13 protein-coding genes are annotated in these 14,214 nt (G+C 33.9%); 7 read left to right on the top strand and 6 right to left on the bottom strand.

The window, feature by feature from the left end:
* Positions 1 to 99 precede the first annotated feature (99 nt).
* The 5 genes from PKK00_04800 to PKK00_04780 form a co-directional block, all read right to left on the bottom strand.
* Positions 100 to 825, bottom strand: coding sequence for a phage Gp37/Gp68 family protein (locus PKK00_04800; protein ID HNW97715.1), 726 nt, complete (start codon positions 823 to 825; stop codon positions 100 to 102).
* Positions 825 to 1,943, bottom strand: coding sequence for an ImmA/IrrE family metallo-endopeptidase (locus tag PKK00_04795; GenBank protein ID HNW97714.1), 1,119 nt, complete (start codon positions 1,941 to 1,943; stop codon positions 825 to 827). Before PKK00_04795 ends, PKK00_04800 begins: the two co-directional genes overlap by 1 nt.
* 13 nt (positions 1,944 to 1,956) lie before the next feature.
* Complete coding sequence (locus PKK00_04790; protein ID HNW97713.1) at positions 1,957 to 2,268, bottom strand: type II toxin-antitoxin system RelE/ParE family toxin; 312 nt, start codon at positions 2,266 to 2,268, stop codon at positions 1,957 to 1,959.
* Between the two features lie 104 nt (positions 2,269 to 2,372).
* Positions 2,373 to 3,170, bottom strand: coding sequence for a nitrilase-related carbon-nitrogen hydrolase (locus tag PKK00_04785; protein HNW97712.1), 798 nt, complete (start codon positions 3,168 to 3,170; stop codon positions 2,373 to 2,375).
* On the bottom strand, positions 3,158 to 4,315 hold the full coding sequence (locus tag PKK00_04780; GenBank protein HNW97711.1) for a methionine aminotransferase: 1,158 nt from the start codon (positions 4,313 to 4,315) through the stop codon (positions 3,158 to 3,160). Before PKK00_04780 ends, PKK00_04785 begins: the two co-directional genes overlap by 13 nt.
* A 160-nt stretch (positions 4,316 to 4,475) precedes the next feature.
* Between PKK00_04780 and PKK00_04775 the strand changes: the two genes are divergently transcribed.
* From PKK00_04775 to PKK00_04765, 3 genes are all read left to right on the top strand, one after another.
* The gene (locus PKK00_04775) at positions 4,476 to 5,669 is read left to right on the top strand and encodes a phosphoglycerate kinase (protein ID HNW97710.1); all 1,194 of its coding nucleotides are present in this window, start codon (positions 4,476 to 4,478) and stop codon (positions 5,667 to 5,669) included.
* A gap of 245 nt (positions 5,670 to 5,914) precedes the next feature.
* Positions 5,915 to 7,399: a cyanophycinase gene (locus PKK00_04770; GenBank protein HNW97709.1), complete on the top strand. Its 1,485-nt coding sequence runs from the start codon at positions 5,915 to 5,917 to the stop codon at positions 7,397 to 7,399.
* Positions 7,400 to 7,841: 442 nt separating this feature from the next.
* Positions 7,842 to 8,156: a hypothetical protein gene (locus PKK00_04765; GenBank protein HNW97708.1), complete on the top strand. Its 315-nt coding sequence runs from the start codon at positions 7,842 to 7,844 to the stop codon at positions 8,154 to 8,156.
* Positions 8,157 to 8,413: 257 nt separating this feature from the next.
* On the opposite strand, the gene PKK00_04760 is transcribed toward PKK00_04765, so the two are convergent.
* Positions 8,414 to 8,884 (bottom strand): CvpA family protein, encoded by a 471-nt coding sequence (locus PKK00_04760; GenBank protein HNW97707.1) that lies wholly within the window; start codon positions 8,882 to 8,884, stop codon positions 8,414 to 8,416.
* A 233-nt stretch (positions 8,885 to 9,117) separates the two neighbouring features.
* On the opposite strand from PKK00_04760, the gene PKK00_04755 reads away from it, so the two are divergent.
* The 4 genes from PKK00_04755 (at position 9,118) to PKK00_04740 (ending at position 14,213) form a co-directional block, all read left to right on the top strand.
* A complete protein-coding gene (locus tag PKK00_04755) occupies positions 9,118 to 11,094 on the top strand; it encodes a proton-conducting transporter membrane subunit (protein HNW97706.1) in 1,977 nt (658 codons plus the stop codon).
* Positions 11,095 to 11,111: 17 nt separating this feature from the next.
* Positions 11,112 to 12,005, top strand: coding sequence for an NADH-quinone oxidoreductase subunit H (locus tag PKK00_04750; GenBank protein ID HNW97705.1), 894 nt, complete (start codon positions 11,112 to 11,114; stop codon positions 12,003 to 12,005).
* 5 nt (positions 12,006 to 12,010) lie between these two features.
* On the top strand, positions 12,011 to 12,640 hold the full coding sequence (locus tag PKK00_04745) for a hypothetical protein (protein ID HNW97704.1): 630 nt from the start codon (positions 12,011 to 12,013) through the stop codon (positions 12,638 to 12,640).
* 139 nt (positions 12,641 to 12,779) lie between these two features.
* Positions 12,780 to 14,213: a proton-conducting transporter membrane subunit gene (locus PKK00_04740; GenBank protein HNW97703.1), complete on the top strand. Its 1,434-nt coding sequence runs from the start codon at positions 12,780 to 12,782 to the stop codon at positions 14,211 to 14,213.
* Position 14,214: the final 1 nt, after the last annotated feature.

The following is a 14,214-nucleotide window of genomic DNA, read 5'->3' as shown; positions in this document are numbered from 1 at the left end:
CCAGCGGCACCTTGCCAATATTTATCACACGTGTTTTAAAACGCGAAAATTGGTAAGACTGTTACAATATTTGTAATTGAAATTAAAATGAAGGGAAAGTTAAAACGCAAATTCAACCTGTGGAACTTCTTTATATAATTTTCCATTGAGCGCACTTCCTGCTTTCTTTTTATTTGTTCCACCCCATTGTTTAAAGAAGAATGCAACATCCGCTTTCTGACATTGATTTTGCAAATCTTCAACCCATTCTTTTTTCATCGGACGAGGAGTACGTCCACTTTCACCTCCAGCAATTAGCCAATCAATTCCTGTTAGATTAAGATTTGGTAATGCACTTATCAATGGCTCACAACTTAAAAATTTTACTTTTGCTTTTGTTGCTCTTATCAAATCAATACGTTTAACAACACTTGTATTTTCAACTGTAACGCCCATCCAGATATTATGAGTCCATTCCAGCCAGTCTTCACTGTCGTAATAACGCAATACATCTGCCCGTTTAGTCAACACCTGAAAAACATGTTGCGGATTTTCTTTCATTACTCGAAAAACTTTTTTTATGTATTCTATAGGAACATCTTTATGAAATAAATCTCCCATAGAGTTTACAAAAACAACTTTCGATTTTTTCCATTTATAAGGCTCATGCAAAGCATCAGGATGTAACGTAAGTTTAAATCCATCTTTGTATTTATCCTGTCCCATTGCTTGCAACCTTCGCGCCATCACTTCAGCATAACAATGCATGCATCCCGATGAAATCTTATCACAGCCCGTAACAGGATTCCATGTCATTTCAGTCCATTCTATTTTTGTTTGAGCCACTAAATACTAATCTGATATTGTTTTTGGATGTATTGTAATACATTTTCATTGTATAACGATTGATTGCTATATGATATTTTCTTTTCGTATGCTAACTTGCCAATGATAATAGATGGGTGTATATTATGCTCTGCTGCACATTCCTCAACTTTGCTTGTAGTCAGATAGCCTAAATAAGGTTGAAGATATTTAAGTATTTCTGTATGTTTTAATTTTTCGGATGCAATTTTATTTGCTTCGGATTCCATATTATTAATATCGCCATCTTTTAGATTATCTAAAACAAAAGGTGTTTTCTCATTTAAATGATTTAATACATGAGCAATTTCATGTGCGATAGTAAACCAGTAATTATCAATTCGCTTATACCGCCCAGTGTATATAATTACAGGGTTTTTCCCAGAATAAAAAGCAGCACCATCTAAATATGTTTTTTGCAAATGAGGTAATACAAAGAAAATTACACCAATGTCTGCCAGTTCTTTAATAAATTGATTAATGCCTTTTTCAGTAATAGTATATGTATGCATACTATTATAAAGTTTCTCTAAATTTTTCCTATTATATGGAAGATGCGGAAATTTCTCTGCCTCGATAATTGCTTTTCGATACCAAGTTATAGCATAGGAAGCATTAAATTGATTATATGCCTCAGATTTACGCATAAGACAAGGCAAATAATGTTTATCAAGAATTGAAAAATCCAATTTTTCCCAATTCCAAAACGCCAGTATTTGCTTTTCTAATTCAACAGCCAATTTAAAAGGTTTTAACCATTTTTTTGAAAGCATATCCTTTATTGGCATCCGTTCATAGATTAATCCTTTAATGTCGGCTTCAATTTCTATTTCAGTTTTTTCCTGCGTAAGCCATAATCTATATCCTGTGTCAATGTTTATCCAATATTGTGCTGTTGTATTAAATACTTCTCCTAAAACTCGAGCCATATCCAAAGTCAGCGGTTGATTTTCTTGCAAAATTTTATTCAAATGTTTAACTGTAATTCCTAACACTTCTGCAAGATCAACTTGTGTCCATTCACGCATTTCCATTTGTTCACGAATAAAATATCCAGGACCAAATTTTTTGGCTGCTTTTAATTCACTTGTTAGTACCATGTTGTTTCGATTTTTACACACTGTAGTGATTTGATATTGTAAGCAGGTAGAATCTTCCTATTGTTTGTTTATCATCTTTCCATTCCACTTCCATTTCAAGTCTATATTTACTAGAAAGCCTCATAGAGTATCGGTTTTCAAAGCCACGAAGTTTTTCAAATCTTAATCCTTTATCAGCCCACAAATCATAAATAGCAATTGATGCTTCAATTTTTTGTATTGTAGAAAAAAACTTTTCAATTACTTGTTCCGGTAATTTTAATTTTTTTGAATTACCAGAAGTGTATAGTTTTTCTAATTCTTTATCATTTATAATGACATCCAAAGCAGTGAAATGTTTTGCAAATATACACCTAAAAAGTAAATATGCAAATATTATTTTACCTTTTAGGTTATTTTTGATTATTTATTTAGACAACAAGATACTCATTACATATCTTCCACCTTAAACCTGTCCCAATCCAATGCAACCGTGAAATGTTCGCGGCAGGATTGCAATTCAGAATATAAAAGTGTAGCAATTTCAATGGTTTCTTTATGTGAAGGGATTTGTTTTATGATATTTCCTTTAGGATCGATGATCATTGAGTCGCCTGAAAATGTAGTTCCTTTTCCATCAATACCAACACGATTAACTGCAATAACATAAACCTGGTTTTCGATAGCACGTGCAATCAACAATGATATCCACGGATGTTTTCTCGATTCAGCCCAGTTGGCAACATACACTATACAATCGTATTCAAATTTCCCATTTGAAAAAGTATTCATACTCCAAATAGGAAAACGCAAATCATAACATATCAGTGGTCGTATATTCCAGCCATTCAATGAAGGAGTAATTTTTTTTCTGCCTGCAGAAAACACATTATTTTCACCCGAAAAACGAAATAAATGTTTTTTATCATAGCATTGGTATGTCCCATTAGGCATCATCCAAAATAGACGATTGAAAAATTTTCCGCCATCATTAATGAGCATGCTTCCTGTAAGCACACAATTTTTTTCTTTCGCTTTTTCTTTCATCCACTGAAATGATCTGCCTTCAGGCATTTCGGCACATACCAAAGGTTTCATCGAGAAAGCCGTATTAAACATTTCTGGAAGAACAATAAGGTCAACAGGATTTTTTATTTCATCTAATTTCTTACCGATTTGCTCAAGGTTAGCATCGGCATTTTCCCAAACCAGGTCGGTTTGAACTATCGCAACATTTAAATCTTGCATAATATCTCCGCAGCTTTATCCATGGTTTCTTCGCCTTTTGCAAAGCAGAAACGCAAAACCTTATTTTCATTTTTCTTATGATAGAATACCGAAACAGGAATTGAAGCTATCTTGTATTCTTTCGTCAGGCGGATTGCAAATACTTCTTCCTTTTCATCAGAAATAGCGCTGTAATCGAGCAACTGGAAATATGTTCCGGCAGAAGGTGTGATCTTAAACCGCGACGACTTCAAAGCATTATTGAAATAATCTCTTTTCCTCTGATAAAATTCATGAAGATGAATATAATTTTCTTTGTCTTTCAGAAAATCGGCAACAGCATATTGTATAGGCGTGTTCACTGCAAACACTACAAACTGATGCGCTTTGCGAAATTCGGTCATCAGGTTTTCAGGAGCCAGGCAGTATCCCATTTTCCAACCAGTAGTGTGAAATGTTTTTCCGAACGAACAAACTACCAAACTTCTTTCTGCAAGTTTAGGATAACGGCAAACACTCTGATGTTCTTTCTTATCAAAAATAATATGCTCGTAAACTTCGTCGCTGAGAATAATAATGTTTGTATTCTTTGTGATTTTTTCCAGACGCTTCATATCTTCCGCGCTCAGTGTGCTTCCTGTGGGATTGTGTGGTGAATTGATAATGATCATTCGTGTACGCTGATTCACCATTTTTTGTGTTTCGTCCCAGTTGATGCGGAAATCGGGAGCTGATAATTTTCCATAAATAGGAGTTCCGCCATTAAGCAAAATTGCAGGAACATAACTATCGTAAGCCGGTTCAAAAATAATTACCTCATCACCTTCGCGCACAAATGCAGAGATAGTTGAAAATATTGCTTCAGTAGCGCCGGCAACAACATTGATTTCGGTGTCAGGATTATAAGTTGCCGAATAACAAAACTCTGTTTTTTCAGCGATCATTTCGCGCAAAGGCATGATGCCCTGCATAGGAGCATATTGATTATATCCTTTTTTTATGTACTGGTTAACTAAACTTTTTAGTTTCTCGCTGCAATCGAAATCAGGAAAACCCTGTGAAAGGTTTATTGCCTTATGTTCATTGGCAAGATTTGACATTACAGCAAAAATGGATGTACCTATGCTTGGTAGCTTTGAAGGTATGAAGTCAGGGAACTTTGCCATGAGTATATACGTTGATATTCAAAGCAAAAATAATGAAATATTGGAAAAATAAAAGTTTTAATAAAATGAAACGTAAAAATTTAAATCAAATGCTTAGTTTTGTATTGTTAAATTTTAACTAAACATATATTATTTAATACAAAACCCCACAAAATAATTTATGAAAACTATACAGGACTGTAATTTTAAAGGAAAAAAAGTTTTAATCCGGGTTGATTTTAATGTTCCATTAAATCACAACAGGCAGGTAACCGATGATACCCGTATACGCGAATCGCTACCAACCATTAAAAAAATATTAAACGACGGAGCATCTGTAATTTTGATCTCGCATTTAGGACGTCCTAAAGGTGGATTTGAAAACGACTATTCTCTTACACCATTAGTTCCTGTTCTCACAAAATTGCTTGGGAAAAATATTATTTTTACCCGCGACCTGTTTAGTCAGAAAACCATAGACTATTGCGCCAAGCTTCAACCCGGCGAAGTGATATTGCTCGAAAATATCCGCTTCTATCCTGAAGAAGAAAATGGTACCGACGGGGAATTTGCAAAACAAATTGCATCACTTGGCGATGCTTATGTAAATGATGCTTTCGCCACATCGCATCGTGCACATATGTCAGTAAGCGTGTTGCCAAAATATTTTCCTGAAAATAAATTTTTCGGATTATTATTAGCAAACGAATTACTCAACCTCGATAAAATTTTGAATGATGCCAAACCACCATTCACAGCAATCATTGGCGGAGCAAAGGTTTCAAACAAAATCGGAATTATCGAAAACCTGATCAACAAAGCTGATAACCTTATTATTGGCGGAGGGATGGCATTTACTTTTATTAAAGCATTGGGTGGGAACATTGGCAATTCCCTTTACGAAGAAGACAAAATAAGTTTAGCAAAAGATATGGTTCAGGAAATGATGCTGAAAGGTGTAAACCTCTACCTGCCCACTGACGTAGTTGTTGCCGACACTTTTTCCAACGATGCCAATTTTAAAACCTGTCCTGCTGATGATATTGATGAAAAATGGATGGGACTTGATATAGGTAAAAAAACATGCAGGCGTTATGCCGAAATCATTAACAACTCCAACACCATTTTGTGGAACGGCCCAATGGGAGTTTTTGAATTACCTAATTTCCAGCAGGGAACTAAAGCTATTGCCATTGCCGTTGCTGGAGCAACCATCAGCGGTTCGTTCTCATTAGTTGGTGGCGGCGATTCGGTTGCAGCTATTAATACTTACAATCTTGCTGACCAGATCAGCTATGTTTCTACCGGTGGTGGCGCTATGCTTGAATATGTTGAAGGAAAAGTATTACCGGGAGTAAAAGCAATATTAGATTAAATTTTAATCATTCAATAATCAATATTCAATTATATTTTATTAATTTTAACTGTGTCGCAAATTTTAAATATAGTGTTAAGTTAAGTCTAATTATTTCACAGAATGTTATATCAAGTTTATCGAAATGTAAACATTCTGTAAGCGGTTCATCCTTCGATTTACTCAGGATGACTGCCATTTCAAAATTAACTTAACACTAGTTGGGCATTCTGAATTATATATTGAAAAAATAAAATTATTCTATTATGTCAAAAGGATATCTTTTACTTATCGGCGGCGGTGAAGATACTGCCATCATTTACAACCGGATGTTTGAACTTGCCGGGGGAAAACAAAATTCGCGTATTGCAATCATTCCTTCTGCCAGTTCACATGTGGGTAGTACAATGAAAAATTATGAAGAATATTTTGTTGAACTCGGCATTGAAAAGAAAAATATCTGGTCGGTTCCACTTGCTGTTGCCGACGATATTGATACCATCCTGGTAAACGAAGAAACATGGAAAGATAATGCCTATCATAAAGAAATAGCCGAAAAAATCATTGATTACAATATTGTATTTTTTGTAGGCGGCGATCAACGAAAATATATTGATGCATTAAAAAAGAATAAAATTGAATCACCGCTATTACTTGCCATTGAAGGCATCTATCAAAATGGTGGAATAATTGCAGGTACCAGCGCAGGAACAAATATACTTTCGAAAAATTCAATTGCCGGAGGACGCAGTGAAGATGCACTGTTAAACCGAGTTGTAAACAAAGACGAAGATGATGACGGTAACAAACTTTTAATAATTAACGGCCTGGGCTTAGTTGACAATATTATTTTCGATACACACTTTGAAACCCGCGGACGATTGGGAAGATTATCAGATGCCGTTGTGCTTACCAACAGCAAATATGGTATCGGCATCAGTGAAAGAACTGCTGTGATCCTTGGTCCCGATATGACCATTGAAATTATCGGGTATGGAAATATTCTTATTGTCGACCTCAACAATGCAAAATTGAAAAGCCAGCCCCGTAAACAACTTCATGTTCGCGAAATTTCAGTTACACTTTTAACACACGGTGATAAATTCAATCTTGTCAATCAACAGATTTTTCCGAATACCGCTAAAAAAAGCATTATCAATATCCCGTACTTTGATGCTAACGATTATCACATCAGCCTTAATGTTTTCAAGGAATACGAGACATCGCAAATTCTTATCAATTACATGCTCGATAACGAGGCTAAAGATGTTATTGCTTTAATGGATTATGATACGAATTTCAATCACGGCGATATTTCTTCGTTCATTCGTTTTGTAGAAAAAGATAACACCCAGGCATGGTTTGGAAAACTTTCCCTCGAAAACGAAGATGAATTTCAGAATTTTTATTCAGGAGCAAATGTATTGCTTGATATCATACCCCTGAAATATATTAAAGACGGGCAAAAACAAAAAAATTTCAATGTTGTTTTATTTGGAATTGACAGCAATTTACAACTGGTGGTTTATGATAACCTGGAATCGCTCCCTGTTGTTGATGCAAAAGTTTTTGTTTACAATTCCAAAGATGAATTGATTTTCAAGAAAGGTTCCGACCGTTACGGAAGGTCATTGATTCGTAATATTTTCAAGGCTGGAGAAGAATATACCATAAAAATAAAATACGATAACGAAGAAAAAAATTATCCATTCATCTTTGAGCCTGATATGCCGGGAATTTGCCTTAGCTGATAAAAAGCTGAAAAGGTATAGGGAATAAGGTATAAGGGTATAAGGGTATAAGGGAAATATAGGGTTAATAAAAAAATGCGCTGCAGGAATATTGTGGCGTTTTTTATTTTATAAATATTAAAAAGATATTTACATTTGGTTATAATAATAAAATATTAAAGATAAAAATAAATAACTGCAACTCATTGATATTTCTTTGATGCAGCAGCACATAAGTTACCGCCAAATGGAAAAGAAATCTAAATTATATTGACATTTGATAAGACAATTATTTCAAATTAATAATAAGTCCTGAGACACTAATAATTCCTTTTTTGTATGTTTGTATAAATATTAAACCGTTATGAAAAACTTAATTATCATATTCTTGATTTTAATCACAGTTTCATGTAAAAAATATGAGGAAGGACCTTCGATTAGCTTCAAATCAAAATCTAATAGATTGACTAGCGTATGGGTCGTTCAGGACGTTACACTTAAAGACTCATCAATTCTTAAGAGTTACCCATATTATATTTTTGGATTTTATAACGAGGGTTTATTTGAAGCACACTCTCTAGACACTTCCTTTAATTATAAAGGTTGGTGGGAGTTTTCGCATGATAAAAATTTTATTCAAATATCAAATATTAAAACTGGAATAATTGAACGATGGAAAATAATAAAATTGACCAAAGACAAATTCTGGTATAAAATTCAGACAGACGATCCCGAGGAAAAGGATTGGATTTATGTTAAATTAAATGCATCAAATTAATTGATACTTTGTTCGTGCGCGTCTCTAAACGCGAACAATGTATGAAACTATTATAAAAACTATGTATTGTTTTTAATTATTAATTCTCTGAAGCCAAACTGTCTTTTTTAACAGGCGATGTTTCAAATTTTTTTTGTATTTCTTTAAAATCCAATTTCGGAATTATACCGATTGTATATATGTAATAGTCCAATAAATTGTACTATAACATCTATGTCATCGGCATAACCATTGTAAAATTTAAAATATCCTTTGGACTATTTTAAATTTACAATTGGTATTACATAAGGGGCAATAACAGAAATAGGATGATATAATTTTGATTCTTTTCTTGTTTCTTCCGATATCAAAGGCTTTCCGGGACTTGCTTTATCAATTATCAACAATAGAACACTTAATATAAATGCAAATTTAAGCATGCTGAAAAGTGCACCGGCAAGTTTATTAAAAAATCCAAGAGCCAACAAATTCATTGATTTTTCAAGGAGTTTAGCGAACAGAAAAATAATTACAACTATCAATACAAATGTTATTGCAAAAGAAATCAATGCAGCGTATTCTGATGTAAGGTTCAATTTTTCAGAAATGAAATACGAAAAATGTATTGCTCCATAAACACCGGCAATAATTGCAATCAGCGATGCAATTTCAATCACAAGTCCTTTCCTGAAACCGCGTATAATTCCCCATAACAAGGGTACTGCAAATATTATATCAAGATAATTCATACAAGTTTAAAGTTACAAATTCAAAAATCAAAGTCTCAAGTCCATATAAAATCATTTCTGGAATTTAGATTTTGTATTTGGTTCTTCGTAAAAGTAAAAAATGCTTAAACATCTATACTACGCTACTTTAAAAGGATATTAACCATTAACTGTTAACATTTAGGAAATGTTTTTTCATCCTAATCTTTAATAAACTATAATCTTTGCAAAAGATTTAGAATTTTATTAGAAGGATGTTAACTGCTTTTGTTTTACTTCCAATATTCTCTTTTTTATTTTTCCTGCTACCTAAAAAGTTCCAGCCAGCCTATAATATACTTTTAACTTTAATCACTGCTGCAATTAGTTCACGCTTTGCTTTACTAGTAATATCAAGAGGTTCAGGCATTGTTGAAAATACGCAAATGTATTTCTGGGGAAGTGAAATAAAATTTACGATTGATTTATTATCAGCTTTTTTCATACTGGTTGTAAATTTCACAGTACTCACAGGAGCAGTTTTCTCAATAGAATACATGCGGATGTATAAAGAAAAAAAATTCACTGATTTTTCATTTCATTATTTTTCATTCTTCTGGTTGCTATATTCCATGCTGCTTGTATGTATGTTTCACAACATGGTTGCATTTTTGGTTGCATGGGAAATTATGTCGGTTGCATCGTTTGCCCTGGTAATTTTTGAATACGAAAAACCTGAAGTTATTAAAGCCGGAATAAATTATTTAGTACAAATGCACATTGGTGCTTTGCTCCTGATTATCGCATGTATCCTGGTTTATAACGAAACAGGAAATATAACATGGGACGGATTAACATCTTATTTTTATAACCACAAAAACATTCCATTATTTCTTTTATTTTTTATCGGCTTCGGGATAAAAGCGGGTTTTGTTCCTTTTCATACCTGGCTTCCTCATGCGCATCCAGCAGCGCCCACGCATGTTTCAGGCATCATGTCGGGAGTGATGATAAAAATGGGAATATATGGGATACTTCGTGTGCTCTTTCATGTTCAATCCGATCTGCTGGCAATTGGAATCATCATTTTGGTTATCTCCTCAATATCAGGAATTGCAGGCGTTGGCACAGCAATCATCCAGCATGATCTGAAAAAATTATTAGCTTATCACAGTATTGAAAATATCGGAATAATCGGAATTGGTATTGGAACAGGATTGATCGGAGTTGCAACTAACAACGACCTTCTTTCAATATTAGGATTTGGCGGTGGAATCCTTCATGTGCTGAATCATTCGTTATTCAAGTCACTTCTATTTTATACAACAGGTTCCGTCTACCTGAATACACACACACGAATAATTGATAACCTTGGCGGACTGATAAAAAAATTACCTCATACTGCTATTTTATTTCTTTTCGCATCCATTGCTATTTGCGGACTTCCGCCATTCAATGGTTTTGTTTCTGAATTTATGATCTATAACGGATTTGCTGCAAGTATGATTTCATCAACCGTGGGAATAAAAATACTGATTATGTTTGCAATGCTTTCACTCGTAGTGATTGGCGGACTTGCCATATTCTGTTTTACCAAAGCTTTTGGAATAGTTTTTCTTGGAACGCCCCGAAATATTAAAACCGAATCGGTTACTGAGATGAAATGGTACACGCTGTTTCCGCAATATCTTATTTTAATTTTAATAGTTACAATTGGAGTATTTCCAAAACTTATAAGCAAATTATTTTTTGATTTAGCAGGAATGTTCACTCATAAAACCATTGCCATTCCTGAAAATACAATGACCACAATTTCTTCCATCAGTTATTTTGTTTTGATATTTTTTGGAATTACTTTATTGATTTATCTTTTGAAAAAATATTTCACGCGAAATAAAATTATTGAGCAGTCGCCAACCTGGGGTTGCGGATATACCGGAAATGCTGATAAGTTACAATATACCGCTTCATCGTATGCGGAAAATTATTCGCATGATATGGATAATTTACTCAACCTGAAAACACATTATAAAAAAATAGAGGATGAAGATATTTTCCCCGAAGAACGAAACTACGAAACACATTCGGAAAGCCTGGCGGAAGAAAAAATGTTTGTGAAAATCTCGGGATCGATAAAAAGATTTTTAAATAAACTGGCATTTGTTCAAACAGGAAAGACACAACATTATATTTTGTACATGTTTGTTTTATTGATTGCATTGATTCTATTAACCATTTTTAATGTGATATGAGAGCAACAGGCATCATCATGATTCTTCTTACATGCCTTGTGTTTCCGGGCATCATCACCCGCACTAAAAGTATTGCAAGCGGAAGAAAAGGTCCCGGTTTGTTTCAACCTATGCTCGATATTTTACGTTTACTGAAAAAGGGAATTGTTTATAGCACCACATCATCATTCATTTTTAAAATTGCTCCGGTAATTTATTTCTCAACAATTTTATCAGCAGCATTTCTTTTACCCTTCAATAACGAACCGGGAATATTATCGTTCCAGGGCGATTTCATTGCATTCAGTTATATTCTTGCACTCGGAAAATTTTTCATGATAATTGCTGCACTCGATACGGGCAGCGCATTTGAAGGAATGGGCGCAAGTCGCGAAGCATTATATTCCATGCTTGTTGAGCCTGCATTTTTTATTTTGTTTGCTTCATTTGCGATGTTCACAGGACATACTTCATTTTATGAAATTTACAATTCGATTTATTTCGGCTCATATATAGCAATATTTGCAGGCGTTCTGGCAGCATATAATTTATTCCAGATCATCATGGTTGAGAATAGTCGCGTTCCTTATGACGACCCAAAAACGCATCTTGAACTTACCATGATACACGAAGTGATGGTGCTTGATAACAGTGGCTTTGACCTTGCCCTGATTAATTTTGCATCTTCACTTAAGTTTGTAATTTTCGGAACGCTTATCAGTAATTTCTTCTTTACTCCAAATCTTCCTGTTTATAACGGAATACTTATTTTTATTGGTATACAAGTTTTATTTGCCATCATTGTTGGTATCGCCGAATCGTTCCGGGCACGATATAAATTAAGAAATAACAATAAAGCAATCGTATTGCTTACACCAATTTCAATTTTAATTTTTCTTAGTCTTTTAATGCTATTAACAAATCAATATTAATTGAAATGAGTAATTTATTAATCATCATATTTTTGATTTCCCTGTTTTATATTGCCATATCAGGGCGTTTATTCGTTTGCATTAATTTACTGATTGTACAAGGACTGATTCTTTTTGTTATCGCATTTCTTTCGTTGAGTGAAATTAATATCATCAATCTATTGGTTGTTCTTACAGAAACACTTGTATTCAAAGCCATTATTCTTCCCACTTATATTAAAAAAATGGTCGTCAAGAATAATATTAAACGACAGGTTTCGCCTTTTATGTCGGGCTTTTCATCATTACTTACGGTTTCTATTTTAATCCTGTTGAGTTTTATTCTCGGAATGTATCTGCAAAACCAACAATTAAAACTTATTTATATAACCGCAGCATTCTCGGGCATCATGACAGGTTTGTTCCTGATCGTTTCACGAAAAGAAATAATTCAGCATATCATCGGGTATATTATTTTAGAAAACGGGATTGTGCTTCTTTCATTTTCGATGGGCAACGAAACACCCATGGCTGTAAATGCGGGAATATTACTTGATATTTTGATCAGCATCCTTTTATTCGGATTGTTCATGAGTAAGATTGCGAAAACATATAAAGACCTTGATATTGACCAGTTGAATAAGTTGGCTGATTGAGTTAAGGTGCAAATGATTTAAAAATATTTTTTATGAAGAAGTATACAAGTATAGGGTATAAAGGTATAAGGAAAGCGACTCTGCATTCCTTATACCCTATTCTTTATACCCTATTCCTAATAATTATTACTATTTTTCAATGGAACTGATTATATATTTTATAGCTGTCTTTTGTATTACTGCTTTCGTTTTTTTCGTCCGGAAGAAAACAGCGCAATATATTGCTACTACTATGTTTTGCCTGGTTCAGCTTACCTTCAATTATTTATTGATTATCCGAAAAGATTTATTTCTTGAAACATATTTCCATGCCGATGCCCTTTCAATTATTTTCGTTTCAGTTTTATCGATTACCGGAATCACCACAATTATCAATGGTTTCGTTTATTTAAATAATCATCACGATAATTTTTTCAGGCGTGGAATTTTCTTTGCATCGTTGTTCATGCTCTTCGCCTGTATGACCGGGGCATTTCTTTCAGACAACATCAACTTATTGTGGATACTTGCCGAAGCAACCACACTCTGCATCTCCATGCTGATATACCACGACCGCAATGAAGCAACTCTTGAAGCAACATGGAAATATTTTTTCGTTTCAACAATCGGTCTTTCATTATCTTTTATCGGTATACTTTTATTAAATGCAGCCACAAACCTTTCCGGGTTTTCTTCTTTAACCTTTTCTTCTTTAATGTCGGAACAAATTTTAATTACCAATCAGTTTTTATTCCAGGTTTCCTTTTTATTAATTGTGATTGGGTTCAGCGTAAAAATGGAAGTTTTTCCTTTGCATACCGTTTGTATTGATGCGCTAAGCGTTGCACCTGGCCCGGTAAGCGCAATCATCTCCACATCGCTGATGAATGTTGGTTTTGTTTCGGTTTTTCGTTTCTATCAACTTTTTGTACATACATCATTATACAATTGGATGAGTCATGTAATGCTCATCATTGGTGTGCTTTCATTATTGGTTGCAACTGTTTATATGTTGAAAGTTGATAATTATAAACGGTTGATCGCATACTCAAGTATTGAGCACATGGGTCTGATAGCAATAGGAATCGGTGTTGGTGGCATGGCTTATTTTGCAGTAATTTTACACCTCATCATACACTCATTTACCAAAGCAGGATTGTTTTATCAGACATCACAATTTGTTAGAATTTTTAAAACAAAACACATCGAAGGTACCGGTGGATATTTTGGTATAAGTCCATCAGGTGGTGTGTTGATGTTGTTCCTTTTCCTTGTCATAATGGGCATTCCGCCATCGGGAATATTTTTTACTAAGCTGATGATTTTTCAATCATTGATAGCAAATGGCTATCTTTGGCTGCTCATCATTATTCTGTTATTACTTGTTTTCATTTTGTGGGCTTTCGGAAAAAATATTTTTCATATATTATTTTTGAAGGAACCGCAAACAGTCAAAGAAAGTAAGACAAAAATAAGTTTCTGGGAAAACATTCCTCAATATTTTTTGTTGGTACTCGGGTTATATATTGGGCTGAATCCGCCTGAAGCATTAAAAAATATGATTAACGAAGCTATTCAATATTTGATCAAATAAA

Source organism: Bacteroidales bacterium (genome assembly GCA_035353855.1).
In the GTDB taxonomy this organism is placed as follows: domain Bacteria; phylum Bacteroidota; class Bacteroidia; order Bacteroidales; family CG2-30-32-10; genus DAOQAK01.
This window is presented reverse-complemented; position numbering and strand designations above follow the sequence as displayed.